At 68.8% G+C, this 25,659-nt stretch carries 27 protein-coding genes; 22 read left to right on the plus strand and 5 right to left on the minus strand.

Translation table 11 applies throughout. The features are described from left to right. Positions 1-12 precede the first annotated feature (12 nt). From T8K17_RS08870 to T8K17_RS08880, 3 genes are all read right to left on the minus strand, one after another. Entirely contained in the window at positions 13-432 is a 420-nt protein-coding gene (locus T8K17_RS08870) for a hypothetical protein (RefSeq protein WP_322334143.1), read from the minus strand. Positions 433-459: 27 nt separating this feature from the next. After that, positions 460-2,550, minus strand: a complete 2,091-nt coding sequence (locus T8K17_RS08875; RefSeq protein WP_322334144.1) for a hydantoinase/oxoprolinase family protein — start codon at positions 2,548-2,550, stop codon at positions 460-462. Between the two features lie 77 nt (positions 2,551-2,627). Then, a complete protein-coding gene (locus T8K17_RS08880) occupies positions 2,628-3,359 on the minus strand; it encodes a S24 family peptidase (protein WP_322334145.1) in 732 nt (243 codons plus the stop codon). Positions 3,360-3,486: 127 nt separating this feature from the next. Between T8K17_RS08880 and T8K17_RS08885 the strand changes: the two genes are divergently transcribed. The 22 genes from T8K17_RS08885 to T8K17_RS08990 all read left to right on the plus strand — a co-directional run bounded on the left by T8K17_RS08885 (position 3,487) and on the right by T8K17_RS08990 (position 21,946). Beyond that, positions 3,487-3,948 (plus strand): DUF6362 family protein, encoded by a 462-nt coding sequence (locus tag T8K17_RS08885; RefSeq protein ID WP_322334146.1) that lies wholly within the window; start codon positions 3,487-3,489, stop codon positions 3,946-3,948. Positions 3,949-4,093: 145 nt separating this feature from the next. Next, positions 4,094-4,582 (plus strand): hypothetical protein, encoded by a 489-nt coding sequence (locus tag T8K17_RS08890; RefSeq protein WP_322334147.1) that lies wholly within the window; start codon positions 4,094-4,096, stop codon positions 4,580-4,582. Beyond that, positions 4,530-5,804: a DNA-packaging protein gene (locus tag T8K17_RS08895; RefSeq protein WP_322334148.1), complete on the plus strand. Its 1,275-nt coding sequence runs from the start codon at positions 4,530-4,532 to the stop codon at positions 5,802-5,804. Before T8K17_RS08890 ends, T8K17_RS08895 begins: the two co-directional genes overlap by 53 nt. A gap of 731 nt (positions 5,805-6,535) precedes the next feature. Next, the gene (locus T8K17_RS08900; RefSeq protein WP_322334149.1) at positions 6,536-6,940 is read left to right on the plus strand and encodes a phage tail terminator-like protein; all 405 of its coding nucleotides are present in this window, start codon (positions 6,536-6,538) and stop codon (positions 6,938-6,940) included. A gap of 16 nt (positions 6,941-6,956) precedes the next feature. Continuing rightward, the gene (locus T8K17_RS08905) at positions 6,957-8,309 is read left to right on the plus strand and encodes a DUF4055 domain-containing protein (protein WP_322334150.1); all 1,353 of its coding nucleotides are present in this window, start codon (positions 6,957-6,959) and stop codon (positions 8,307-8,309) included. Between the two features lie 25 nt (positions 8,310-8,334). Continuing rightward, the gene (locus T8K17_RS08910) at positions 8,335-8,967 is read left to right on the plus strand and encodes a hypothetical protein (protein WP_322334151.1); all 633 of its coding nucleotides are present in this window, start codon (positions 8,335-8,337) and stop codon (positions 8,965-8,967) included. A 466-nt stretch (positions 8,968-9,433) separates the two neighbouring features. Then, positions 9,434-9,745, plus strand: coding sequence for a hypothetical protein (locus tag T8K17_RS08915; RefSeq protein WP_322334152.1), 312 nt, complete (start codon positions 9,434-9,436; stop codon positions 9,743-9,745). Between the two features lie 100 nt (positions 9,746-9,845). Beyond that, positions 9,846-11,000: a P22 phage major capsid protein family protein gene (locus tag T8K17_RS08920; protein WP_322334153.1), complete on the plus strand. Its 1,155-nt coding sequence runs from the start codon at positions 9,846-9,848 to the stop codon at positions 10,998-11,000. Positions 11,001-11,128: 128 nt separating this feature from the next. Then, positions 11,129-11,395: a hypothetical protein gene (locus tag T8K17_RS08925; protein WP_322334154.1), complete on the plus strand. Its 267-nt coding sequence runs from the start codon at positions 11,129-11,131 to the stop codon at positions 11,393-11,395. A 12-nt stretch (positions 11,396-11,407) separates the two neighbouring features. Next, positions 11,408-11,878 (plus strand): DnaT-like ssDNA-binding protein, encoded by a 471-nt coding sequence (locus T8K17_RS08930; RefSeq protein ID WP_322334155.1) that lies wholly within the window; start codon positions 11,408-11,410, stop codon positions 11,876-11,878. Next, positions 11,875-12,234: a hypothetical protein gene (locus tag T8K17_RS08935; RefSeq protein ID WP_322334156.1), complete on the plus strand. Its 360-nt coding sequence runs from the start codon at positions 11,875-11,877 to the stop codon at positions 12,232-12,234. The genes T8K17_RS08930 and T8K17_RS08935 overlap by 4 nt, the downstream gene beginning before the upstream one ends. Before the next feature lie 43 nt (positions 12,235-12,277). Continuing rightward, positions 12,278-13,447, plus strand: coding sequence for a phage tail tube protein (locus T8K17_RS08940; protein ID WP_322334157.1), 1,170 nt, complete (start codon positions 12,278-12,280; stop codon positions 13,445-13,447). A 26-nt stretch (positions 13,448-13,473) separates the two neighbouring features. Then, entirely contained in the window at positions 13,474-13,929 is a 456-nt protein-coding gene (locus tag T8K17_RS08945) for a hypothetical protein (RefSeq protein ID WP_322334158.1), read from the plus strand. Further along, complete coding sequence (locus tag T8K17_RS08950; protein WP_322334159.1) at positions 13,887-14,234, plus strand: hypothetical protein; 348 nt, start codon at positions 13,887-13,889, stop codon at positions 14,232-14,234. The genes T8K17_RS08945 and T8K17_RS08950 overlap by 43 nt, the downstream gene beginning before the upstream one ends. Before the next feature lie 14 nt (positions 14,235-14,248). After that, positions 14,249-17,752, plus strand: coding sequence for a hypothetical protein (locus T8K17_RS08955; RefSeq protein WP_322334160.1), 3,504 nt, complete (start codon positions 14,249-14,251; stop codon positions 17,750-17,752). Further along, positions 17,749-19,266, plus strand: coding sequence for a hypothetical protein (locus tag T8K17_RS08960; protein WP_322334161.1), 1,518 nt, complete (start codon positions 17,749-17,751; stop codon positions 19,264-19,266). Before T8K17_RS08955 ends, T8K17_RS08960 begins: the two co-directional genes overlap by 4 nt. A gap of 6 nt (positions 19,267-19,272) precedes the next feature. Then, the gene (locus tag T8K17_RS08965) at positions 19,273-20,127 is read left to right on the plus strand and encodes a hypothetical protein (protein WP_322334162.1); all 855 of its coding nucleotides are present in this window, start codon (positions 19,273-19,275) and stop codon (positions 20,125-20,127) included. A gap of 35 nt (positions 20,128-20,162) precedes the next feature. Further along, the gene (locus T8K17_RS08970; RefSeq protein WP_322334163.1) at positions 20,163-20,681 is read left to right on the plus strand and encodes a hypothetical protein; all 519 of its coding nucleotides are present in this window, start codon (positions 20,163-20,165) and stop codon (positions 20,679-20,681) included. A 52-nt stretch (positions 20,682-20,733) separates the two neighbouring features. Then, entirely contained in the window at positions 20,734-21,159 is a 426-nt protein-coding gene (locus T8K17_RS08975) for a hypothetical protein (RefSeq protein WP_322334164.1), read from the plus strand. A gap of 143 nt (positions 21,160-21,302) precedes the next feature. Continuing rightward, positions 21,303-21,503 (plus strand): hypothetical protein, encoded by a 201-nt coding sequence (locus T8K17_RS08980; protein WP_322334165.1) that lies wholly within the window; start codon positions 21,303-21,305, stop codon positions 21,501-21,503. A 30-nt stretch (positions 21,504-21,533) separates the two neighbouring features. Further along, positions 21,534-21,740, plus strand: a complete 207-nt coding sequence (locus T8K17_RS08985) for a hypothetical protein (RefSeq protein ID WP_322334166.1) — start codon at positions 21,534-21,536, stop codon at positions 21,738-21,740. Continuing rightward, the gene (locus T8K17_RS08990) at positions 21,737-21,946 is read left to right on the plus strand and encodes a hypothetical protein (RefSeq protein WP_322334167.1); all 210 of its coding nucleotides are present in this window, start codon (positions 21,737-21,739) and stop codon (positions 21,944-21,946) included. The genes T8K17_RS08985 and T8K17_RS08990 overlap by 4 nt, the downstream gene beginning before the upstream one ends. Here T8K17_RS08990 and T8K17_RS08995 read toward each other — a convergent pair. Next, positions 21,916-23,604, minus strand: a complete 1,689-nt coding sequence (locus tag T8K17_RS08995) for a hydantoinase B/oxoprolinase family protein (protein WP_322334168.1) — start codon at positions 23,602-23,604, stop codon at positions 21,916-21,918. The two genes, T8K17_RS08990 and T8K17_RS08995, sit on opposite strands and share 31 nt — an antisense overlap. Further along, complete coding sequence (locus T8K17_RS09000; RefSeq protein WP_322334169.1) at positions 23,601-25,652, minus strand: hydantoinase/oxoprolinase family protein; 2,052 nt, start codon at positions 25,650-25,652, stop codon at positions 23,601-23,603. Before T8K17_RS09000 ends, T8K17_RS08995 begins: the two co-directional genes overlap by 4 nt. Between the last annotated feature and the right edge of the window lie 7 nt (positions 25,653-25,659).

A 25,659-nucleotide genomic window follows, 5' to 3' on the forward strand; every position in this document is an offset into this window, starting at 1 on the left:
ACTCCATGGTCGTTACTGGGCCGCCGACGCGAGGTTGGCGTCGTAGGCCGCGAGGCCGTTGGTCACCACGGGATCGTCGCAGCCCTCGGCGTTGATGATCTCCTTGGCTTCCTCGATGAGGAACAGGCGGCGGCCGGCGCCGACCGCGGTGCCGGTCAGCGTGTCGATCCGCTGGCCGATCCGCTGCTGCTGGTCGTGGCTCAGGGTGATGTCACGGCACTTGGCGACCGCCTGCAGGCCGATCTGGTAGTTCAGGTAGACCTCTTCCTGCGGGGTCTCGGCGGCGGCGCGGGCGCCGGCACTGCCAAGCGCCATGCAGAGTAGGGCGAAGCCGACCAGCACGGTGACGAGCAGGGTCGGGAACCGGTCGGGGACCGAAGCGTGCGCGTGGGCGCGGGCGGAAAGGGCGCTGGAGAGACGGGGCGAAGTCATGACGGCAGCCTCACATTTTGGACATACTCATCGCAACAACGCGACGGAGACCAGAAGGTTGCCGAAATCGTCGAGCTTTGCCGACTGGCCGGGCTCGATGACGGTGGTGGAGTCGAACTGGGCGACGATGGCCGGGCCGTCGAACCGCGCGCCCTCGGGCAGGCGCTCGCGCCGGAAGACCGGCGTGGCCTGCCAGCCGCCGTCCTCGAACCAGACGTCGCGGGTGCTCTCCCGGGCGGCCTCAACCGTCGCGGCGCGGTCGTCGGAGGCGGCGAGCTGGGCCAGCGGCACGGCTGGGCGATGGCCCAGCACGGCGGTGTGCAGGTTCACCAGAACCGGGCGGATCTCGGGCAGCTCGACGGCAAAGCGTTCCCAATAGGCGGCGGCGAACAGCCGGGCGAGGTCGTCCAGGCTCGGCGTGGCGCCGTCGAGCGGCACCTGCAGGATGTGGGACTGTCCCAGGAATTGCATGTCGACGCTGCGGCGGATCTCGACGCCGGCCAGCGCCACCGCTTCGGCCTCCAGTAGGGCTCGGCCCTCGGCCTCCTGCTCGGCGAAGAGGCTGTGGACGACGGCGATGTCGAGCGCCTCCAAGGGGGTGTTCAGCGTGTTGACGAAGTCGTGGCGCAGGTCGGCGACGGCGCAGCCGATGGCGTTGGTGATCCCCGGCCGGGCGGGCACGACGACCGTCGGCACCGCCAGCTCGCGGGCCAGCGCCGTTGCGTGTAGCGGCCCGGCGCCGCCGAAGGCGAAGAGCACGAAGTCGCGCGGGTCGTGGCCTTTGGAGAGCGAGACCATGCGGATCGCGCCGGCCATGCGGTCGTTGGCCACCCGCAGGATCGCCGCCGCCGCCGCGTCCGCCGACAGGCCCAGCGGTGCTCCCACCGCTTCCACGATCCGGGCGCGCACGTCGTCGAGCGACACCGGGTTGTCCACCGACAGCAGCCGCGCCGGATCGAGCCGGCCGAGCACCAGATTGGCGTCGGTGATCGTCGGCTCGGTGCCGCCCCGGGCGTAACAGATCGGACCGGGCATGGCCCCCGCGCTCTCCGGGCCGACCTTGAGCAGGCCCGAGGCGTCGACGGAGGCGATCGACCCGCCGCCGGCGCCGATCGTGTGCACGTCGACCATGGGGACGTGGATCGGCATGCCGTATTCCAGGTCCAGCTCGCTGTGGATGCTGGGGATGCCGTCGATGATCAGCCCGACATCGGAGCTGGTGCCGCCCATGTCGTAGGTCAGCACATTGGCGAAGCCGGCCGCCCGGGCGGTATAGGCTGCGGCCATCACCCCGGAGGCCGGGCCGGACATCACCGTGTTCACCGCCTGGTCGGCGGCGCGCTCGGCCGAGATGGTGCCGCCATTGCCCTGCATCACCAGCAGGGTGCGCGTGTAGCCGCCGTCTTCGAGCCGGTCGGTCAGGCGTTTGAGATAGCGCCGAAGCACCGGCTGGACTGTGGCGTTCACCGCCGCCGTGGTGCCGCGCTCGTATTCCCGGAATTCCGACAGGATTGCGGAGCCGGCGGTGACCTCGGCGTCGGGCCAGCGGGCGCGCACGATCTCCTCGGCCCGGCGCTCGTGGGACGGGTTCGCATAGCTGTGCAGGAAGTGGATCACCACCGCCTCGCAACCCGCCGCCTTCAGCGCATCGGCGGCCGCCGCGACCGCGTCCTCGTCCAGCGGGGTCAGCACCTCGCCTTCCGCATCCATGCGTTCGGCCACCTCCAGGCGGAGCTCGCGCGGGATCAGCGGCTCGAAATGGCCGGTCAGGCCGTAGGGGGTCGGCCGGGTGCGTCGCCCCAGCTCCAGCACGTCGCGGAAGCCCCTGGTGGTGATCAGCCCGGTGCGGGCGACCTTGCGCTCCAGCAGGGCGTTGGTGGTGGTGGTCGTGCCATGGACGATCTGGTCGAGGGCGGCGGTGTCGACCCCGGCCGCTTCCAGCGCCGCCATCACGCCGCCGGCCTGGTTGTCGAGGGTGGTCGGGACCTTGGCGAGCGCCAGCCCGCCGGGCAGCGAGGCGTCCAGATAGACCAGATCGGTGAAGGTTCCGCCGACATCGACGCCGACGATGCGCGCCCTGGGACTCGGCGCCGTGGGGCGTGTGCCGTTGCCGCTCACCGCGATCGACCTCCCTGCGAGAAACTTGTTCGTATGCTAACGAATGCTCCGGAGGGCGGGAAGGGGAGAGTTGAGGTTCAGACCCGGCGGGCGAACCAGACCACGCGGCCGATGATGGAGACCTCGTCCACCGTGCGCTCGTAGTCCTGGTAGCGCGGATTGGCCGAGCGGATCAGCACCCGGGCCGGCTCGGTATTCGGCACCGGCTCCAACTGCTTGGCGACCAGCCCCATGCCGTCGAACAGCACGAAGATGCCGGGCGGGGAGGGGGCGCGGCGGGAGGTGTCGACCAGGATCTTGTCCCCCGCCTCCAGGATCGGCTCCATGCTGTCGCCGTCGATGGAGATGATGCGCAGGTTGTCGGCATCGGCATGCAGTTCATGGTGCAGCCAGGCGACCGGGAAATACCAGTTCTCCCCCCGCTGCTCCTGATCCATCAGGGAACCGCCGCCGGCCGAGGCGATGATGTGGACCTCGGGCACGGCGGCCACGGCCGGGTCGTTGTCGATGGTCAGCGCCCGCGCGTAGGTCACCGCGCGCCGCGTCGTCATCTCGTTCGCCTGCCGTGCGCCCGACGGGATCACCTTGGGCGGCGCGCCGTCGCGCAGCTCGCTCTCGTCCACGCCGAGATGGCCGGCCAGGAGATGCCGTACATCCTCCGGCAGCTTCCGCGGCGTGCCCCGGTGCACGAACTGGTGCAGGTACGCATGGTTCTTGCCACAGGCGATCGACGCCTTCTTGAGGTCCGTGGGGGGATCGCGGTGCGCGATCAGCTCGAGGACGCGGCGGCGAATAGGGTCGAGTTTCATGAGTTCGATCATATTCCGATTATACGCAGGTGTACAGAATAATTTTCCTATTGTATGCCGCGAAGTGATGCCATAGGTTGATCTGTTCCTATTGTATGCAAATGATAGCGACTGGAGGCGTTTCCCTATGACCAGTGCTGCGTCCTTCCCGGCGTCCCGGACCCGACCGCAGGCGACCCCCGATCCCGTGCCCCTGTTGCTCAGGGAAGCGGCGGATACCCTGCGCCGCCTGCCCCGCGGCGTGGCGAAGCCGCGCCTGTCGAGCTGGCCGGAGGTGGTCCGCGACAGCGTCTCCCTGCTCGCCGCCCCGGACGGGGCGGGCCGGCGACCGTCGCCGCCCTCGCCCCAGGCGATCGACCGGATGGACCGGACGTTGGGCTGGCTGCTGTCCTGCGACGAGGAGGCCCGCCGGTTGGTCTGGGCGCGGGCGACCGGGATTTCCTGGCGCCGCCTGGAGGACATGGACGGCCGCAGCCATGTGACCCTGCGCAAGATCGTCGCCCGCGGTCACGACCAGATCCGGGTTTTGCTGGCTGCGGACGATAAGAAAAAAACGAATGATATGAAAAAACCGCTTTACACGGTTTAGAAAAGCGGCTAAAACTTCCCTCACGCTTGGAGCACTGCATCGTTGAGCGCCCACCGGCTCCGATGCCGCTCCGCAGATCACGATATCCGTCAGACGGGCCGTCACTCCGGGGTCGGCCCGTTTGCGTTTGCGACCGGAGGCCGCCATGCCCGCTCAGATATGGACGACCGCGCGCCGCGCCAAGTTCCTGAAGAAGCTCGCCGAAACCGGCAACGTGTCGGCGGCGGCCCGCGCGGCCAAGGCCTCGCGCTCCCGCGCCTATCAGCTCAAGGCCGAGGATGTCGGTTTCGCGGAGGAGTGGAGCGAGGCGCTGGAGATGGCGACCGACGCGCTGGATGCCGAGGCGCGGCGCCGCGCCATGGACGGGGTGGACACGCCGCGCTTCCACCAGGGCCAGATCGCCGGGACGGTGAAGAAGTATTCCGATTCTCTGCTGATGTTCCTGCTGCGGGCCCACCGCCCCGACCTTTATCGCGAGCGCACCGCTGCCGCGAGCAGCCGACAGGACGGCCATGACGACACCGAAGATTACGCCGGCGCCCGCGACGCCCTCGCCGACCGCCTTGCGCGCCTTGATCCGGATGCGGAGGACGGGCCCGACGGCGGCACGGACCCTGCTGGAGGGGCTGACTGATCGCGATGCCGCCCACCTGCTGCACGACTGGCCGCTCTGGGCGCGCGACAAGCAGCTCCCGCCGCCGGGCGACTGGCGCGTCTGGCTGATCCTGGCCGGGCGCGGCTTCGGCAAGACCCGCACCGGGGCGGAGTGGGTGCGGGCGCTGGCCGAGGGCAATCGGGCCGGCCGCATCGCCCTGGTGGGCGAGACCGCGAGCGACGCCCGCGACGTGATGGTCGAGGGGGAGAGCGGGCTTCTGGCCTGCTGCCCGCCCTGGGCCCGGCCGCTCTACGAGCCGTCGAAGCGGCGGATTACCTGGCCGAACGGCGCGATGGCGACCTGCTTCTCGGCCGACGATCCGGACCAGTTGCGCGGGCCGCAATTCGACGCGGCATGGGCCGACGAGATCGCCAAATGGCGCTACGAGGCCGCCTGGGACAATTTGATGCTCGGCCTGCGCCTCGGCCTCGACCCGCGCTGCGTGGCGACGACGACGCCGAAGCCGCGGGCGTGGCTGTCGCGGCTGATGGCGGATCCGCGCACGGCGGTGACGCGGGGCGGGACGCGGGAGAACGCGGCCAACTTGGCCCCGGCCTTCCTGCAGCAGATCCTGGCCCGCTATGACGGCACCCGTCTGGGCCGCCAGGAGATCGAGGGCGAGTATCTCGTCGATACGCCGGGCGCCCTGTGGACCCGGGCGCTGCTCGCCGCCGCCCGTCACGGCGGGGCGGTGCCGGACCTGGCCCGTATCGTCGTCGCCGTCGATCCGGCGGTGACCAGCGGGTCGGACTCCGACGAGACCGGCATGGTGGTCGCCGGGCGGGACGGTGCCGGCGGTTTCTGGGTGCTGGAGGATCTGACCGCAAGGCTGAGCCCGGACCTCTGGGCGCGCCGCGCGGTGGAAGCCTATGGACGGCACCGGGCCGACGCGGTGGTCTGTGAGGTCAACCAGGGCGGCGACCTGGTCGCGGCCACCCTGCGCACGGTCGATCCGTCTTTGCCGGTGCGGTCGGTGCGGGCGACCCGGGGAAAGCGCCTGCGCGCCGAACCGGTGGCCGCGCTCTACGAGCAGGGCAAGGTGCGCCATGCCGGGTCGTTCCCGGAGTTGGAGGACCAGATGACGGGCTTCACCGGTGGATCGGGAGAGGCCTCGCCGGACCGGCTGGATGCGCTGGTCTGGGCCTTGACCGACCTGATGTCGGCGCCGAGAGCGGCCGAGAGCCGGGAGTTTCTGGTTTGAACGCGCCTTCATCTCCTCCGCACTCCCCGGATTCATTCCGGGGCAATCCGTCGGGCCGGGTGGGCGCCGGGAAGTCACTGTGAAGACCCGTCACGCGGAGGGGATCGCCCCGGAATGAATCCGGGGAGTGAGGTGAGGGTGATGGGGCAGAGAACCGCGTCCGGCGGCCTCTCGAACCTACGAAAATAACGAAATCACAGACACTCCCCGGATTCATTCCGGGGCAATCCGTTGGGCCGGGCGGGCGCCGGGAAATCACTCTGAAGACCCGTCACGCGGAGGGGATCGCCCCGGAATGAATCCGGGGAGTGAGGTGAGGGTGATGGGGCAGAGAACGGCGTCCGGCGGTCTCCCGAACTTACGAAAACAACGACACCCCTGAACACAGACACTCCCCGGATTCATTCCGGGGCAATCCGTCGGGCCGGGCGGGCGCCGGGAAATCACTCTGAAGACCCGTCACACGGAGGGGATCGCCCCGGAATAAATCCGGGGAGTGAGGTGAGGGTGATGGGGCAGAGAACGGCGTCCGGCGGCCTCTCGAACCTAAGAAAATAACGACACCCCTGAAAAACAACGACACCCCTGAAAACAGACACTCCCCGGATTTATTCCGGGGCAATCCGTCGGGCCGGGCGGGCGCCGGGAAATCATCCTGAAGACCCGTCACGCTGAGGGGATCGCCCCGGAATGAATCCGGGGAGTGGATAGAAAACCTCAAGGAGGGCCGCATGACCCATGACGAGGCGCGGGCGGCCCTGGAGGGTCTGTTCGCCGCCGGCTGGACCGCAACGCCCATCGCCTACGAGAACGTCGCCTTCACCCCGCCGCCCGGCCTCGCCCCGTGGATCCGCCTTGCAATAGAGGGCGGGGAGACGGCGCAGGCCTCCTTCGGCGGCAGCGTTCGGCGGTTCCGCTGCACCGGCACCCTGCGCGTCGCGATCCAGGTGGCGCGCGGCACCGGCACGGCCGGAGCCTATCGCCTGGCCGACCAGGTCGGCGCATTGGTCGCCGCGGCCGTCATCCCCGGCCTCGCCCTGGAGGCGGCGGCCACGGCGTCGGAGGCCGGCCAGCCGGACGGCCCCTATTTCCGCCTGACCGTCGCCATCCCGTTCTGGCACGACGATTTCCGCTGACCTGTTGGAGACCCCCATGAGACAGCGCGCGAACGCCCCTGCCGTGGCCACCGGCGAGGCCGATGTCGCCACCCCCTGTTCCGCCTGGCACGCCATGGCCCCGGACTGGGAGCTGATCGGCGACCTGCAGGGCGGCACCCGGGCGATGCGGGCCGCCGGCGAGCGCTGGCTGCCGCGCGAGCCGCGGGAGAGCCTGGAGGCCTACCGCATCCGCCTGTCTCGGACCGTCCTGTTCAACGGCTTCGCCCGGGCAATCCAGACCCTGTCGGGCAAGCCCTTCGCCAAGCCGGCGAGCCTGGACGACGGCGCCGATCCGCGCATCCGGGCGCTGTGCCGCGACATCGATCTCGGCGGCCGCGACCTGACCACCTTCGCCCGCGACGTGCTGCGCGCCGCCCTGACCGATGGCGTCACCCACCTGCTGGTGGACTACCCGGAGGCGGCGGGCGGGGTGGAGACCCTGCATGACGAACGCAGCCGGGGGGCACGGCCGTACTGCGTCCATGTCCCGGCCCGCGACCTGATCGGCTGGCGGGTCGGCGACGGCGGGAAGCTGGAACGGCTGCGCATCCGCGAGACGGTGGTCGAACGCGACGGCGCCTGGGGCGAGCGGGTGGTGCCGCAGGTCCGGGTGCTGGAGCCCGGACGCTGGGCCGTCTGGCGCAAGCCGCAGACCACCGAGGACGCCCCCTGGCGCCAGGTCGCGGGCGGCGAGACCAGCCTCGACCACATCCCCTTCGTCTCGATCTATGCCGGCCGCACCGGGTTTCTCACCGCCCGGCCGCCGCTGATGGACCTGGCCTGGCTGAACCTCGCCCATTGGCAGTCGAGCTCGGACCAGCGGCACATCCTGCATGTGGCCCGCGTGCCCATCCTGTTCGCCCGAAACCTGAAGGTCGGCGAGGACGGGGTGGAGATCGGTCCGAACCGCCTGATCCTGGGCGACGGCGACAGCGCCGACCTGCGCTATGTGGAGCATTCGGGTGCCGCCATCGCCGCCGGCCGCCAGGATCTTGTGGACCTGGAGGACCGCATGGCGGTGATGGGGCTCGACCTGATGGTCGGGCGTACCGGCGGGGCGACCGCCACCGAGCGCGCCATCGACGCCGCCCGCGCCGACAGCGCGCTGGCCGGGCTCGCCCGAGAGGTGGAGGAGGGGCTGACCCGCGCGCTGGGCCTCGCCGCCGAATGGATGGATCTGCCGCCGCAGAGTGCGGGCCGCGTCACCCTCGACCCCGACATGGGCCTCGACGCCCAGGAGGCGCAGGAGGTCGACCTGCTGCTGCGCGCCCGGATCGCCGGCGAGATCGACCGGCCGACCTTCCTCGCCGAGATCCGCCGCCGCGGCATTCTCGCCGACCTCGCCTGAGCTTTCACCCGACGGAGACCGACCGATGCCGCTTCCCGCTTACGTCGACAATCTGGACGCGCTGCCGGAGGCGGTGCGGGCCCATTACGTGGAGACCGAGGACGGCCGCTGGCGCCTCGACGCCGAGGGGGTGGAGGACGTCTCCGGCCTGAAATCGGCGCTGGAGAAGGAACGGGCCGAGCGTAAGGCGCTGAAGGTCGAACTGGCCGCCCGCGACGGCGTGGAGGAAGCGCCGGCGGAGTCTGAAGTCGCTCCGGAGCCCGAACCCGAACCGGTACCAGCGGCGTCGGAACCAGACCGCGCCGCCGCGCTGGAAGCCCGGCTCCTGGAAGCCGAGGCCCGCGCCGCGATCCAGGCCGCGCACGGCGTGCCGGAACTGCTGCTGCCGGTTGTGGTCTCCCGCCTCTCGGTCGCGCAGGACGGCTCCATCGCCGCCGCGACCGGGGACGGCACGACCCTGTCGGTCGCCGAGCTAGTGGAGACCCTGCGCGCCGATCCGGTCTATGGCCGTGCCTTCGACGCCTCGGGCAAGGGCGGCAGCGGCGCGCCGGTGGCGGGGCGCGGCGATGCGGGGCCGGTGACGGTCTCTGCCTCCGACCCCCGCGCGGTCGCCCGCCACATCGCCGACATCGCCGCCGGCAGGGTGCGGCTGGCGTAAATCTGACGCTAGGGCTGCCATAACCTTCTCAAGATAGAGGGCCGAGCTATGTTCGATCACGCGAAGAGCTCAAAAGCGCATGGGCAGGCTGAGGGCGAATGGGCCTCCTGCGAAGTAGTCGGTGACGGAGTTCGATGCGAGGTCATTAATGGCCGAGTCAGGGTCTACTGGAATGCAGATCCATTGCCCCAGGTCGACGGGCGATACGCTGGACCGGGGTGGAAGGCCGTCTGCATTGCGGCGAATGGCGAGGTCCGGTGTGAGTTGCTGCCGATCTCTGGATGACTACCTTCGGACACTTCTGGTGTTTCTCCTGACATTGGGCTCAAGCGTATCGGGAGCCCAGACCACCGCTGAACCAGCCAAATATGAGCACCGTGAGTTCGTCTCCTGTTTCAACGAGGCGCCGACCGAGCACACCCGCGCCCTCTGGACCGAGAGTCGAGATGCGTCCCGCGATCTTCCGGTGACCGTCACAGTCGGTCCGGTCCTCACCTTCCAGCGCGACTGGGTCGGCGACCTGGTCGCCCAGGCGACGGTGATGGAGTTCTCCGTCGCCACCGAGGCCGAGGCGTTGCGCCTCTCCGAGAGGAGTGCGGAGATGGAAGCCATCATGGCCCGTGTCCTGAAACACACCGACTGGCGCGGCCGCTGCTCGATCAACCAGCGGACTGAAGTCGAGTACCGGATCTGGCGGGCGATCGACGCTCTCGTCGCCGACATCAGGGTCGGCTGGACCGGTGGCCGATCGGTCGGCCGCGAGGTCCCGAAGAACTGACCCGTATTGCCGGCCCGGGTGGCCGGACCCTGAGCAATGCGCGCCATGGCGGGATGCCGGAGCGACCCCCTTTTCCTCATCCGTTCACAAGGAGTTCGTCATGGCGAACAGCCTCTCCGACATCATGCCGAAGATCCTGGCGCGCGGTCTGATGGCCCTGCGCGAGCAGGCGGTCATGCCCCGCCTGGTCAATTCCGACTATTCCTCCGACGCGGCGAAGAAGGGCGACACGATCGACGTGCCGCTGCCCAGCGCCATCGCCGCGACCGACGTCACGCCCTCGAACACCCCGCCGGTGCCGACCTCGCTGGCCGCCAATGTGGTGCAGATCCAGCTCAACAACTGGAAGCGCGCCGGTTTCCACCTGACCGACCGCGAGGTCATGGAGATCGACCACGACGAGAGCTTCGTGCCGATGCAGATGTCGGAGGCGATCCGGGCGTTGGCCAATGCGGTCAACGCCAGCGTTCATGGCGAGTATGTCGGCATCTACGGCTATGTCGGCACCGCCGGCGTTACCCCCTTCGGCAGCGACGTCACCGACGCCACCCTGGCCCGCAAGCTGCTGAACCGGCAGCTCGCCCCGCGCAGCGACCGCCGCGGCGTGCTCGATTTCGACGCCGAGACCAACGCCCTGGCGCTCGCCCAGTTCTCCGACGCGGAGAAGGTCGGTTCCTCCTCGGTGAAGATCGACGGCGAGGTCGGGCGCAAGTTCGGCATCGACTGGTTCGCCGATGACGGGGTGCCGACCCACACGGCCGGCACCGCATCCGACGACGGCACCTACACCATCACAACCGGGGCCGGCGGCACCACTGGCGATACCTCCGTCACCCTGACCTCCGACACCGGCACCCCGGCCCTGGTGACGGGCGACGTGATCTCCTTCGCCGGCCACGACCAGACCTATGTGGTGACCACCGGCGCCGGGCTGACCACGGGCAACACCGTGGTCGCGATCTCTCCGGCGCTGAAATCGGACGTGGCGCCCGGCGCGTCGGTGACGGTGCGCGAGAGCCATGTGGTCAACCTGGCCTTCCACCGCGACGCCTTCGCGCTGGCCATGCGGCCGCTCTCCGCCGGGCTCGCCGACCTGTCGCTGGGCAATCAGATCCTGGCGATGACCGACGCCCAGACCGGCCTGTCCCTGCGGCTCGAGGTCAGCCGCCAGTACAAGCAGACGGTCTGGGAGTTCGACGTTCTGTGGGGCGTGAAGCTGGTGCGCCCCGAGCTGGCCGTGCGCATCGCCGGCTGAGCCGCCTTTCCAGTCCTCCCCGCCCGGCCGTTCCCCACCGGCCGGGACCCTGCCGGGGCCGGTCCGTTCGCGCGGATCGGCCCCGGCTTTTTTGTGCCTCCGTCATGGCCGAACCGAAGGAGATGCCCGTGTCCGATGTCGAAATTCTGCCGACGGTCGTGCTCGAGCATGCCCGCACCGGCCAGCCCATCGTGGTCGACCAGCGCGACTACATGGCGCGCAAGGACAGCCGCTACGCCGACTGGCGACTGATGGGCCAGGGCGACTTCATCGCCCCGCCGCCGCTGCCGAGCGAGGAGGCATGTGCGGCCGTGCCGCCGCCTGCGCCCGCTCAGGCACCCGCGCCCTGCGCGCAGAAATCCCGCAAGCGCCGCCGCCGGCGCGCCCATCGCTGATCGGAGGCCGAGATGACCGTCACCGCCGGAACCGACGTCTATGCCGACCTCGCCGAGGCCGACGCCTATTTCTCCGCCCGCACCGTGAGCAGTTGGTTCGATGCCTCGACGGCCGAGCGCGAGGCCGGGCTGCTGCGCGCCACCGCCTATCTCGACGGCCGATATCGCTGGATCGGCACCCGTGCCCAGAGCGAACAGCCCCTGGCCTGGCCGCGGCTCGGCGCCACCGATCCGGAAGGCCGCACCCATACGGGCATCCCCGCCTCGGTGAAGCACGCCTGCGCCGAGTTGGCCTGGGTCGCCCTGTCCTACGACCTCGCCCCCCAGGTGGAGCGCGGCGGGCGGGTGCTGTCGGAACGGGTCGGCTCGGTGGAGGTGACCTATGCGCAGGACGCGCCGGTCGGCCGGGCCTTTCCCTATATCGACCTGCTGCTGACCGGGCTGGTCCGCTCGGCCGCCTCCAACCAAGTGAGCCGCGCATGACCCGGCTCGGCGAGGCGATCCGTCCGGTCGTCGCCGGACTGATCGCCCGGGCCGGCGCGCCGATGACCCTGCGCCGCGTCGGCGTGCCCAGCTACGACCCGGCGACCGGCGAGGTCACGGAAACAACGGTCGACATCGCGCTGGCCGGCGTTCTGGAAGAGGTGGAGACCGGCCATGCCGACGGTGTCGTGCGCCGGGGCGACCGGATCGTCACCGTCGCCGCCGAGCGACTGCAGATCGATCCCGCGCCGGGCGACGACCTGATCGTCGGCGGCGACACGCACCGGGTGGTCTCGGTGACCGCCACCTATGCCGGCGACCGGCCGGCGGTGTTCCGCCTGCACGTCCGGCGCTGATCCCTCCCGCATTTCCCGTATGCCCAACGAAGGAGACGGCACGATGGCCGACACCAGTCGCGCACAGCTCTACAGCCTGAAGGAGTCGGTCTGGGGCACCACCCCGGCCGCCGCCATGACCCAGCTCCGCTACACGTCGGAGAGCCTGGGCTACAACATCAGCAACGTGACCAGCAACGAGGTCCGCTCCGACCGCCAGATCGTCGACCTGATCCAGGTCGGGGCCGAAGCCTCGGGCAATGTCGATTTCGAGCTGAGCTACGGCGCCCAGGACGCCTTCCTGGCGGGGGCCCTGTTCTCGGACTGGGGCACGCCGGTGGCGGTCTCGGTCTCTTCCGACATCGCCGCCTCGAACTCCGGCAGCGCCTTCACCAGCTCGTCCACCGATTTCACCGCCGCCGGGATCGTCGTCGGCCAATGGCTGCGGGTGTCGGGCTTCGCCTCCTCCTCGGGGGCTAATGACGGTTACTACCGGGTGACCAGCATCGCGGCGAACAGCCTCGGCGTGTCGCCGGCCCCGGTCTCGGACGAGGCGGCGGCCGGATTGACCGTCGATCTGACCGGCGCGGTGCTGCGCAACGGGGTGACCGAAAGCTCCTTCACGTTGGAGAAGGCCTTCACCGATGTGGGCAAGTTCATCGCCTTTACCGGCATGGTCGCCAACACCCTGAGCCTGGATATCCAGACCGGCCAGGTGCTGCGCGGCTCGGCCAGCTTCATGGGCAAGGCGGCGGCCATCGGCGATGCCTCGGTCGGCACCGGTCCCGCGACCGCCGCGTCGGTCAACGACGTGATGAACGCCGTCAACAACATCGGCGAGGTGCGCGAGGGCGGCGTGGTGCTCGCGGGCACCGTGCTGCGCTCGCTGTCGGTGCGGGTGGCCAACGGCCTGCGCGGGATCCAGGCGGTGGGGGCGCTGGGCAATGTGGATATCGGCGCCGGCCGCTGCACGGTGACCGGCAGCGTGTCGATCTATTTCTCCGACGGCGCCTGGTACCAGAAGTACCTGGCGGGCACGCAGACCTCGCTTTCCTTCCGGGTGCAGGACGGCGACGGCAACGCCTACGTGGTCAGCCTGCCCAAGGTGAAGCTGACCGGCGGCCGGGTCCAGGCCGGCGGCAACGACCGCGACGTGATGGCCGATTTCGATTTCCAGGCCCTGCGCGACCCCGACACCGGCTGCACCATCCAGATCGACCGGTTCGCGGCCTGACGCCCCTTACCCCGAGGAGAACAGCCATGGACCTGAGCCGCTTCAAGACCGACACCGCGCGCGAGGACGAGGGCGTGTGGACCACCATCGACGCTTCCTCCGACGCGCAGATCCGCCTCGCCCGGATCGGCAACCGCCGCTATCGCGAGGCGATGGCCCGGCGCCTGAAGCCGTATCGCCGGGCGCTGCGGGCCGGCACCCTGGACGAGTCCGTCACCGAGCGGATCACCGCCGAGGTGCTGGCCGAGACCGTGCTGCTCGACTGGCGCGGCCTGACCGACGGTAACGCGCCGCTGGCCTACAGCCGGGAGACCGCCCGCGACCTGCTGCTGAACCCGGCCTATCGCGACTTCCGCGACCTGGTTGTGGAACTGGCGGGCGAGCTCGACCTGTATCGGGAGCGCGACCTGGAGGAGGCGGAAAAAAACTTCGGGACGTCGTGCGATGGCAGTTCGACTGGGGTGACCGGCTCGACTTCCTGACCACGCTGGCGGCCCAGACCGGCCAGGAGCCGGCGGCGCTGGCCGACCGACCGGAGTTGTACGAGGACCTCTACGAGGTCGTGGAGGCCTTCGCCACCCTGTCGGCCGGCCGGACCCTGTCCATGGGGCTCGGCGGGGCGATCGCCAATCCGATCGCGCTGGCCGAAATCGACGCCTATTGCCGTCTGTGTGGGATCACCGACACGGCTGAATTCAGTCGCCTGATCCGGGTCATGGACGCCGCCTATCTGGAGCGGGTCCGCGCCCGGCGCGCCGCTGCCGAGAAGACCCAACCGACCCTTTGAGCCTGGAGCCGGCGATGCTGCTGGATGTCACGAACAGTTCCGGTGCCTGGGTGCGCGGCGAGCATCTGGACAAGGTGACCGCCTCGCTGCGCGCCCTGGCGGATGCGGCTTTGCGGGCCGAAGGCGCCTTTGCCCGGCTGGCGGCGCAGGCAGCCTCGCCGCAGACGCTGGCCGAGACCGGCGGGAGCTTCCAGGGACTGGTCGACGACCTGACCCGCGAGATGGATCTCGCCGGCGACCGCATGGCCGACGGCATCCTGCGCAGCAATGCGCGGGCGGTCGCCCGGTCGCTGGAGGTCTGGGACCGGTTCGGCGACCGCATGGCCAGCCTGTTCGGCGACCTGTTCGACCAGATCGCCCGCGACGGCGAAATCAGCGTCTCCTCGCTGTTCCGCTCTATCCTGCCGATGGTCGGCACCCTGATCCGGCAGCTCGGCGGCGTGCTGGGCGGGGTTGCGGGAACCGGCGGTTTCGATATCGCCGGCCTGCTGGGTGGCGGTACCCGGGGGGGGCTCGATATCGGGTCACTTCTCGGCGCCGGATCCTCGATCTTCGGCATGGTCACGGGCGGCGGGCCGCTGGGTGGAGTGTTCGGCAGCGGACTGGGCGCTCTGGGCGCCGCGAGCCCCTATATCGCCGGCGCGCTGACCCTGGCGCAGATCCTGGGGCCGACCCTATTCGCGCCGTCGCCCTCCGTCGGGCCGACCACGGTCGCCCGGGTTACTCCCGCAACCGGCGAGGCGGTCTACTCCACCGACAACGACGGCGACCCGGCGGCACTGGTCGACACGATCGACGCCATCTTCCACGGGATCGAGCGGGTCCAGTCGCGGTTCGGCGGCCTGCTGAACGGCAACGGCTTCGACATCGGCTATTTCCCCAGCCCGGAGGACGGCTCCGGCCAGACCGGGGGCTACAACTTCAAGGCCATCGTCGCCGGCCGGATGGAGGACGAGGACCGGTTCCGCGGCCTGAGCGAGCCGGAGCTGATCGCCGAGGCGGTGAAGTTCATCGTCCGCGAGGGGCTGGAGGGCATCGACGTGCCCGAGGTGGCCGAAGCGGCCAGGCACTCGGTCGCCGACAGCCTGGAGGATCTGTTCGACGATCTGATCTTCGCCGAACGCTTCGGCGTCCTGCGCGATGCGCTGGCCGAAGCCGGGGACGGGGTCGATGCCTATACCGTGGCCCTGCAGCGCCAGCGCCTGGCGAGCCAGGAAGCCGGCCGCACCCTGGCGACCGATGGGGTCCAGGCGATCCGCGATTTCCTGGACCGGGCGATGACCCTGTTTCCGGGCGAGACCGACCCGGGCTCCGCAGGCGCAGGTGGTGCCATCGCTGACACGTCCGGTATCGGCACGGCGCTTCCCGGCGAGGACCGAACGGTGCTCTACGAGCAGGACGAGGGAACCGGCCGATTTCAGCCGGGCGTCACGGGGCTCTACGACGACCTCGAAGGCTATCTGACGGGCCTGGAGGTGGCCGGCCGGGCCCTGACCTTCGTCGGCGGCGAGCGGACCGATGAGGGACGTCCCTATGGCGACCAAAACCTGCCCGATGGGATGATCGAGATCGTCGGCGGGGTTGTCACGATCGCCAACGATGCGCTCAGCGACCTGGCCTCCACCGCTTCCGATCTCGGCCAGGCAGTCGACCGGACGACCGAACGCAGCCAGGCCTATCTCGACAACCAGCAGCGGGTCCGCGACGCGTTCGCGATCGCCGCGGCCGATGTGGATGCCCTGATCGCGACCATTGCCGGAGGCTTAGAGCCGGAAACCATCGGCCCGTTTGAAGACCGGCTGCTGGCCGGAACCGCGGCTATCGGCCAGTTGCAGAGCGAACTCCATAGGATCAACCAGGATATCGCCGAGGCGACGGAGGTGTTCCCGGATCTCGGGGTGGCCGTCATCGACGTGGCGGCCAAGGTGGCGGAGGCGACCGACCTTCTGACCAACCAGCTTCGATCCAACTATACGGATCAGGTGTCCCGCGACCTGCGGGACGAATCCGGGCTGGGCGCGGCCGACGATGTGACCGCTCTGGTGGGCGAGTATCGGGATCGACTCGCCGACGGCGAGGCGATCGGGATCACCGACTTCTCCGATCTGGAGACGCTCTATCGCGAGCGGATCCTGAGCCTCCTTGAGGACAGCGACGACCTCGCCGGCGTACTCGATCAGCTCGGCGCCGCGTTCTCCGACCTCCAACAATCCGGTGCCCTGCTTCCCGAGGTTCTTGCCGACCTGGGCCGGTCCTTCTCCGAGGAGATCGACCGAAATGCCCGCGCGGCGGCGGGTATCGGGATTGTCGATGACATCTCCGACCGGTTGGCGGAGTACGAGGATCAGCAGTCCATCGGCGAGTCGCTCGTGCTGGCCGACCTGTCGGGCCTCGACACGATCCTGCGCGATCAGCTCGCCGATCTCTTCACCGCCGACGCCCTCGACCTGGACGCGATCGAGGCCATCCGCGTGGCCTTCGCCGGCAATACGCTGGTCCTGGAAGCGCTGGCCGACGCCCTGGAGAACACGCTCGCGGCAGCGAACGACAACGCGACCGCCCAGTTCTCGGTCGCCGACGCGACCCGTCTGGCGACCCGGGAGCTGGCTCGGCAGATCGAGGAGCAGGAACGCCTGGCGACCACGGCCGAGCGGGTGATCGAGGGCATCTCTGATACCCGACGCCGGATCGCCCTCGACGCGAACCTGTCGATCCTCTCGCCCGAACAGCAGCTCGACGAGGCCCGCAGCTTCTTCGAGAGCCTGGCGGCGCGTGCGGCGGAAGGCGATCAGGAGGCGCAGCTCGATCTCGGCGGCGCGGCACAGGATTACCTACAACTCGCCCGCGACTTCTATGCGAGCAACGAGGACTACGCCCGGATCTTCGCCGCCGTCGACGGCGCCTTGGGCGACACCCAAAGCGTGGCCGAACGTCAGCTCAGTGTGGCGCAGGCGCAGCTTGAGGAGTTGCGGACGATCGCCCGCGGCTTTTCGGGAGATCTGGGCGGGCTGCCCAATCCGAATGCGAATTTCGGCAATGCGCCGACCCGCAACCGGATCATCGCGCAGCTCACCGGCTATGCCGGGGATTTCGGAGCCGGGCAGTTCGGCGCCTTCCGAGCGGGGTTATCCCCGGAGATCAACCGGATCGTCGACCTGCTCGATCAGACCATCCCGTTCGCCCAGGGCGGCATCATGACGGAAAGCGGACCGCTTCCCCTGGCCCGCTATGCCGCTGGCGGGGTCGCGGATAGCCCGCAGCTTGCCCTGTTCGGGGAAGGCCGACTGCCGGAGGCTTTCGTGCCGCTGCCCGACGGCCGGTCGATCCCGGTGACCATCGCCCAACCGGCCAATGACCGGCCGGCCAGCCCGGGTCACGACGAAGGCCTGGCCGATCTGATCACCGAAACGCGCCGCATGACCTCCGCGCTGACCGCGATGCGGGCGGACAACGCGGCGCTGCGCCGGGGGCTGGAACGGGTGGTCGCGGCATCCCGCGGACCGGGGAGGGCGGCATGAGCGCTTTCGACGCGCTGATCGCCGACCCGCTCGCCCGCCGGCGGTATCTAGTGATCCTGGAGCCCTACGATCCGGCGGTTGAAGGGATTGTTCCGCAGTACTTCAGCGATGACGGCTTCGTCACGCTTCCGACCGACACGCCGGCCGACACGTATTTCGATCCCCGGCTGCTGACGGCGTTGAACTTCGAGCGTCAGCTCTTCACCGACGGGCGGTTGTCCGGCCGCTCGGTGCCGGGGGCGGGCACATTGCAGCTCAACAATGCCGACGGCGCGCTAGATCCGATCACGGCCATGGCCTTCGACGGACGGCGGGTGCGGGTGCTGTTGGGCGGCGAGGGCTTTCTCTACACCCAGTTCGAGACGATCTTCGACGGTACCGCCGACGGGATCGAGTTCGACGACATCGCCGTCACGGTTCGGCTGCGGGACCTGCAGTCGCGGTTCGAGGCGGGGGTGGATCGGGGCATCTATGGCGGGACCGGCGGCCTGGTCGGCCGCGTCGGCCTGAAGGACCGCGAGAAGCCGCTCACCTTCGGGCGGGTGTTTCATGTCCCGGCCATTCTGGTGGATCCGGCGTCCCTGACCTATCAGGTACATGACGGCCCCATCGAGGATGTGGACGCGGTCTTCGATTCCGGCCTCGCCCTCACCAAGGCGGCGGGCGTGCCGATTGCCGGGCAGTACAGCGTGGAGGCCGCCACCGGGACTTTCAGGCTCGGCGCGTCGGCGGCGGGAACCGTCACCGCGCATGTCCGCGGCGACAAGACCGGCGGAGTCTACGTGGACACCGTCGCCGGCATCATGGAACGGCTGGTGACGACGCGGGCATCCACCCAGGCGCCCATCGCCCTCGATATGGCCGGGTTCGCGGCGTTTGCCGGCATCTGCAGTTATCAGGTCGGACTGTGGATCCGCGAGGGACGAAGCATGGGCGAGGTGCTGGACGCCTTGGCGGACAGTGTCGGCGCCCATTTCGGTTTCGACCGCGCGGGCCGGATGACGATCGGCCGGGTGGAGGTCCCGGCTGCCACGCCCGTAGCGCGGTTCGATGTCTCCAACGTGCTGGATCTCGAACGCCTGGCGGTGGCCCGGCCGGTGTGGCGCCAGAGCGTGGAGTATCGCCGGTACTGGCAGCCGTTGGATGCGGCCTCCGTCGCCGGCGCGGTCGGCGACGAGGCCCGAGCCGACCTTGCGGAGCCGGTGCGCGTCGAAGCGGCTGCGGATCCGGCCATCCGAACGCTTCATCCGCTCAGCGAAGAGGCCGTGGTGACGACGCTTCTCACCGAAGCGGCATCCGCTTCCGCCGAGGCGAGCCGCCTGCTCTCCCTTTTCGGCTCTGGCCGCGTGGCGTTCCGGGTAGTGCTGAAAACCGAGCCTTTCGCCCTGGAGCTCGGCCAGACCGTCCGGTTGACCTATCCGCGCCATGGCCTGACGGCGGGGCGCAATCTGGTGATCGTTGGCATGGTGGAGGATTCCGCCGTAAACGAGATCACTCTTGACCTTTGGGGGTAGGAACCGATGGCGAGCATCCTGATTTCCTACCGCAACCACGTCGATGCGGCGACGCTCTCGGGTGGGGCCTGGAGCCAGACGCTGCCGGTCTCCAACCTGGCCGACCGTCAACCGTCGAAGATCGCCCGAACGCTCGGGACCGATCCGGCGGGATCGGTCGTCCTCGTCGATTTCGGAGAGCGGCAGCTCGTGCGCTTCGCGGCGCTGATCCATCACAATCTGACCCAGTCGGGCCGATGGCGGATCCGGTTGGGCAACGACCCCGGGCTTTCCGAGCTGCTGCATGACAGCGGCAATTTCGACATCTGGCCCGCGGCCTTTCCGTTCGGCGTCGGCGCCTGGGGGGAATTCAACTGGGGTGGCCGGTTCGACCCGGACGAAGTGGAGACCTACGGCGCCCAGGCGATCCACGCCATCGCCGAGCCGGTCCGCGCCCGGTATCTGCGCCTGGATCTCTCGGACGAGGCGAACCCCGCAGGGTTCCTGCAAGCGGGCAGGCTGGTGGCCGGGCCTGCCTGGCAGCCGTCGATCAATTTCCAGTATGGCTGGTCCATCGAACAGGTCGATGAGAGCGAGATCAAGCGCTCCCGCGGCGGCCAGGTTTTCGTGAATGCCCGTCCCCGGTTTCGCCGCCTGCGGTTCACGATCGATCATTTGGAGAAGGACGAGATGTTCGCCCATGCCTACGAGTTGGAGCGGCTCAAGGGCAAGGGCGGTGACATCATGGTCATCGCCGACCCGGACGATCTCACCCATGGCCACCGCCACACGCTGTATGGGGCGCTGGCGGAATCCGCTCCGATCATCAACGCCCAGCCCGGGCGCTATTCCAGGCGGTTCGTGGTCGAGGAGCTTCTCTGAACCACGCCTTTTTTCAACATTCGGAAGGAGCAGTCATGGCTTGGAGCGTGACCATCGCCGGGCGGACCTATACCCAGGCGAATGTGGAAGGGAACGCCTATGCCGACGAGGACAATGGCCTGCCGGCGATCCTGCGGTCCATGGCGGAAACCGCCGCCGCAGTCGCCGGGATCTACGCGACGTCCTCTACCGGCTATTTCGCAGAGACCGGCTCGGTCGTCCTGACGACGCACCAGGACGCCGGCGCGATCTTCCTGCCGACGGGGACATTGGTTCGGGTGGCAAGTGCAAGCGATCTGAGTGTGTATCTCATAGGTGTTGTCACGTCATTTGCGGGAACCAGTTTGCATATCGAAGTGACGATCGCGTCATCTGGCGGTTACGCCAATGATTGGATCATCGGACACCCGTTCATGGTGGTAAGAAGCCTTCTGTTGGATCCCGCGCCAAGCCTCAATGCAAACCTGGACGCCGGTGGCTTTGCCATAAACAACACTTCGAACATGCAGAGCTACGCCGTGACCCTGGGTGCCGCGTACGCGCTCTCTCGCTGAGAGAAGCCAATCCCATCCTTCCAATCTCCTTGATCATCCGGAGGACCTGTCCATGGCCCTGACGAACACGCCTGCCTGGCCGCAGATGCCACGGTTTCAGACGGCCAGCGTGGCCACGGCGAATACGGCGACGGATGGATCCGGCGCGATCGCTCCCCTTCTGGCCGCCGGGGAGAACGGGTCCCGGATCACCGGCCTTTATGTCGGTGCTTCGGCGAGCGTCACTGCGACCGCCGTCCGGTTCTTCATGTCCCATAACGGCGGATTCAACTGGACCTATCTCCCCCATCTGGAGGTGCTGATTCCGGCACATACCCTGACGGTGACCACCCTCAATGCCAGTCGGGTCACCGTGATCGATCGGACGGATCCCGCGGACCTGTTCGATTTGCCGCCAGATGGGGTTCTGGGCTTCGCCATCGCCGTCAGCCTGGCCGAAGGGCAGGTGATCGCCGTTGCCATGGGAGCGGACTACTGATGGCGGAGCCTCAGACCCCGTCCGGTGGGTCCAATGGTGGGCGGCAGCCGGTCGGAGGGAAGCCGCCACGACCGGTCGCGGGCTGCCGCGCTGCCCTATAGCAGGGTCACCTCTCGGGGCGGCAGCAACGCAGGAGGGGCGCTATGCCTGACTTTCGTGTGGTGGAGCCGTCGCCGGATCAGGTCGCCGGGCCGCGTCCCGAGACGCCGCTTCTGCACTACCGACTGCGCGACTTGGAACGGCGGGTCGGACGGATCGAGGCCTTTCTCCTCGGCGTACTCTGCACCATCGCCCTGTCGGTGGCCGGAGGGGTCGCCGCGCTCCTCAATCTGCCTCGGCCCTGACTGCTTGAAGCTACTCTAGGGAGTATCGTCATGATCAGAGTTCTGGCGAGTGCCGTTCTGGCGTTCGGTGTGGGGAGCTGCACGCCGGCCGGTGTGATGGTTGCCGGCATGGCGGTTGCCACCGCCGTCGATACGTATTGCCGCACGACGACCGAGGCCGGTAAGCAGGCGGTGCGGGACCGGCTGTCCGCCGGTGTCCGCGTCGTCGCCTGCTTTCCTTCGGAGACCGACCGATGAAAGGCGCCGTCACGGGAGCCGCCGTCGGCTCGGGCGTCCTCGTGGCGTGGGCCTGGAATGCCGCCTATCCGCAGACGCCGATGCCGGCGGAGGTGGCGGCCGTGATCGGGGCCGTCATCTCGCCGGTCTTCGACATCGTCGTCGCGGTCCGCGATGCGGTGGTCCGCCGGATCGCTCAGTCGCTCGGCGGGGCTTCCCAGCCGTAATGTTCCCGCATGAAGTCGGCCGAGAACTTGCCGGACTCCCAGTCCTCCGCCAGCGTCTCGGTCGGCCGCTTCTCCGGTGCGCCATAGCCGCCAGAACCGGGGGTCTCGACGATGGCACTGTCCCCCTGGCGCAGGGGGGCATCGCCGAACTTGGTCGGCATGTCCTTGAGGTCGCCCTCCCTGGTGCGGACGGCGAAATGGCCGGACTTGCCCGGCTTGCCGCCGAAGATGCCCCAGGGCTGGTGGCGGAAGCGCTCGCCGATGCCGGTGAAGACGCAGTCATGGCCCACCGGCGTCACCACCCGGCGCAGACCCGAGCCGCCGCGCCAGGTACCGGCCCCGCCGGAATCCTCGATCAGGCCATAGGCCTCCACGAGCAGCGGGTACTCCATCTCGATCGCTTCCACCGGCAGGTTGGAGGTGTTGGTGATGTGGACCTGCACCCCGTCCTTCCCGTCGCGGTCGTTCCGGCCGCCGAACCCTCCCCCGAGTGTCTCCAGATAAACGTAGGGCCGGCCCGACCGAGGGTCGGTCCCGGCGAAGATCGCCATGGAATTGGCGCCGTTCGCCGCTCCCACCGCCTTGTCAGGCAGGGCATCGGCCAACGCGCCGATCACCACGTCGACAATGCGCTGCGAGGTGTGTGCCCGAGAGGCGACCGAGGCCGGCTCCACGCAGCTCACCACCGTGCCAGAGGGCGCGGTGACGGTGACCGCGTCGATCACGCCGTGATTGTTCGGGATTTCCGGGTCCAGCATCGCCTTCAGCACGTAGCAGACGGCCGCCAGCGTTCCGTTCAGCGGGATGTTCACGTTGCCCGGAACCTGGGCGTCGGTGCCGGTGAAGTCGAAGACCGCGTCGTCGCCCTTGATCGTGATGGTCACGGCGATCTTCACGTCGTCGATCCCCGCCCCGTCATTGTCCATGAAGTCTTCGAAGCTGTAGATGCCGTCCGGAATGGCGGCGATGCTCTCCTTCATGCGGGCGTGGGTGCGGCTGATGATGCCGTCGAACACCGCCTCCACGGTCTCCCGACCGTGGCGCTGAACGATCTCCAGCAGCCGGCGATGCGCCAGCCGCAGGGCGGCGAACTGGGCGTTGTAGTCTCCCCGCCGCTCCTCCACGACACGGACGTTCAGCAGGATCAGATCGAACAGATCCCGGTCCAGCTCTCCCCGTCGGAACAGCTTGATGACGGGGATCCGCAGCCCTTCCTGATAAATGGACGTCATGCCGCCGGCCATCGAGCCGGGGGACATGCCGCCCACATCGGCATGGTGCGCGATGTTGCACACGAAGCCGACCAACTGCCCGTCCGAGAACACCGGCATCGCGAGGTTCACGTCCGGCAGGTGCGTGCCGCCGCCCACATGCGGGTCGTTGGCGCAGAACACGTCGCCCTCGTGGATCTCGGAGACCGGATACTTCTCCAGGATCTTCTTCATCAACCCCAGCATCGAGGCCAGGTGGATCGGGATCGACCCCGAGGCCTGAACCACCAGCCGTCCGTCGCGGTCGACGATCGCGGTGGAGTGGTCGTGGCGCTCCTTGATGTTCGTGGAGTAGGCACTCTTCATCAGGGCGACGAAGCTCTCGTCCGCCACCGACTGCAGGGCGTTGAAGACGATCTCGGTGGTGATCGGATCAGGAGTGCTCATCGCGACACCTCGATGATCAGGTTAAGGGCGGCGTCGACCGTCACGGTGTCGCCGGGATGGACCACGGTGGTGGCGTCGAGCTGATCGACAATGGCTGGGCCCTTGAACTGCTGCCCGGGAGCTAGGGTGGCGCGGTCATAGACCGGCGTGTCGTGCTCCGTGCCGTCGAACCAGACCGGCCGGTGCGCGGTCGGGGTCGGATGTTTGCTGCCGTCACCGGAGACCGCCGGCGGCGGAATGCGCTCGGCCTCGCCGATAGCGGTCAGCCGCAGGTTCACCGTCTCGATCGGATCGTCGGCCGTGTAATGGCCGTAGGTCTTCTCATGGGCGGCGAAGAACCGGCGCTTCAGCTCCTCCATGTCCGGGAGGCTTGGTGCAGAGCCGTCGGTCTCGTCCGTGGCGACCAGCAGCTCGAAGTTCTGGCCGACATAGCGCAGGTCGATGGCCAGCCGCAGACGGCGGCGCGACGGCGCGATCTCTTCGGTTTCGAACCAGGCCCGTGCGGCCTCGGCCATAGGCGCGATGGCCGCGTCGATATCGGCACGGCTCGCCTCGGCCAGCGGCAGGCGGGCGGTGGCGACGAAATCCTCCTTCAGGTCGGAGACGACCAGCCCCTGGGCGCAGAGAATGCCCGGCGCCGGCGGGACGACGATCTCGGCCATGTCCAGGGCGCGGGCCACGTCGCCCGCATGCAGCGCGCCGGCGCCGCCGAACGGCATCAGGGTGAAGTGGCGCGGATCGTGACCGCGCTCCACCGACACGGTGCGGATGGCCCGGACCATGTTCGCGGTGACGATGCCCAGGATGCCTTCCGCCGTCTTCTCGATGGAGAAACCGAGCGTGTCGGCAATCGGTTGGATCGCCTGTCTCGCCAGATCCAGGTCCAGGGTCATCGCCCCACCGATCAGGCTGCCGGACAGCCGGCCGAGGACAAGGTTGGCGTCGGAGACGGTGGCCTCGGTGCCGCCGCGGCGGTAGCAGGCCGGGCCGGGTACCGCGCCCGCCGAGGCCGGTCCCACCTTCAGCAGCCCGTCGCGGTCGAACCAAGCGATCGAGCCGCCGCCGGCACCCACCGTATCCACATCGACGATCGGCAGGCGCACCGGGAAACCGGCGACCTCCCGGCCGAAGCCGATCTCGGCTTCGAAGTCGCGGATCAGCGCCACGTCGGCGCTGGTACCGCCCATATCCAGGGTGATCACGTTCGGCTTGCCGGCCAGCCGCGCAACATGGGCCGCACCCACGGCACCGGCCGCCGGGCCCGACAGGGCGGTGCGGACCGGGAAGTCGGCCGCCCGCTCCACCGACATCAACCCGCCGCTCGACTGGTTGATGCCGAGACGCGCCTTCGGCGCTCTCTCCTCGAGCTCTTTCCCCAGATGCCGCATATACCGGCCGATCAACGGCTGCAGATAGGCGTTCAGCGCAGCGGTCGAGAACCGTTCGTATTCCCGAAACTCCGGCTGCACCGCGCTCGACAGCGACACCGCCACGTTCGGCAGGCGCTCCGCCAGTCGCTTGCCGATCTTCTGTTCGTGTTCCGGGTTCAGGAAGGCGAACAGCAGGCAGACCGCCACGGCTTCCGCGCCCGAGCCTTCAACCTGGTCGATCGCCGCTTCGATCGCGTCGTCCTCCAGAGCGATGCGCGGCGTGCCGTCGGCCATCATACGCTCGCGCACCTCATAGCGGTGCTTACGCGGGACCAGCGGCGGCGGCGCGTCGGCCTTCAGGTCGTACATCTTCGGGCGGATCTGACGGCCGATCTCCAGCAGGTCGCGGAAGCCTTCCGTGGTGATCAGTGCCAGTGCGGCACCCTTACGCTGAATGAGCGCGTTGGTGGCGACGGTCGTCCCATGGGCGAGGCGGGTGATCGCCTCGGCCGGGATACCGTTCGCCTTCGACAGGGCATCGAGCCCCTCCAGGATCGCTTCGGCCGGGTTATGCGGAGTCGACGGCGTCTTGTGCACGACGACCTGGGCGCTGTCGCGGTCGACGGCATAGAAATCAGTGAAGGTGCCGCCAACGTCGACACCGATAAACCAGGACATGCGAACT

Source organism: Thalassobaculum sp. OXR-137, assembly GCF_034377285.1.
Taxonomy (GTDB): domain Bacteria; phylum Pseudomonadota; class Alphaproteobacteria; order Thalassobaculales; family Thalassobaculaceae; genus Thalassobaculum.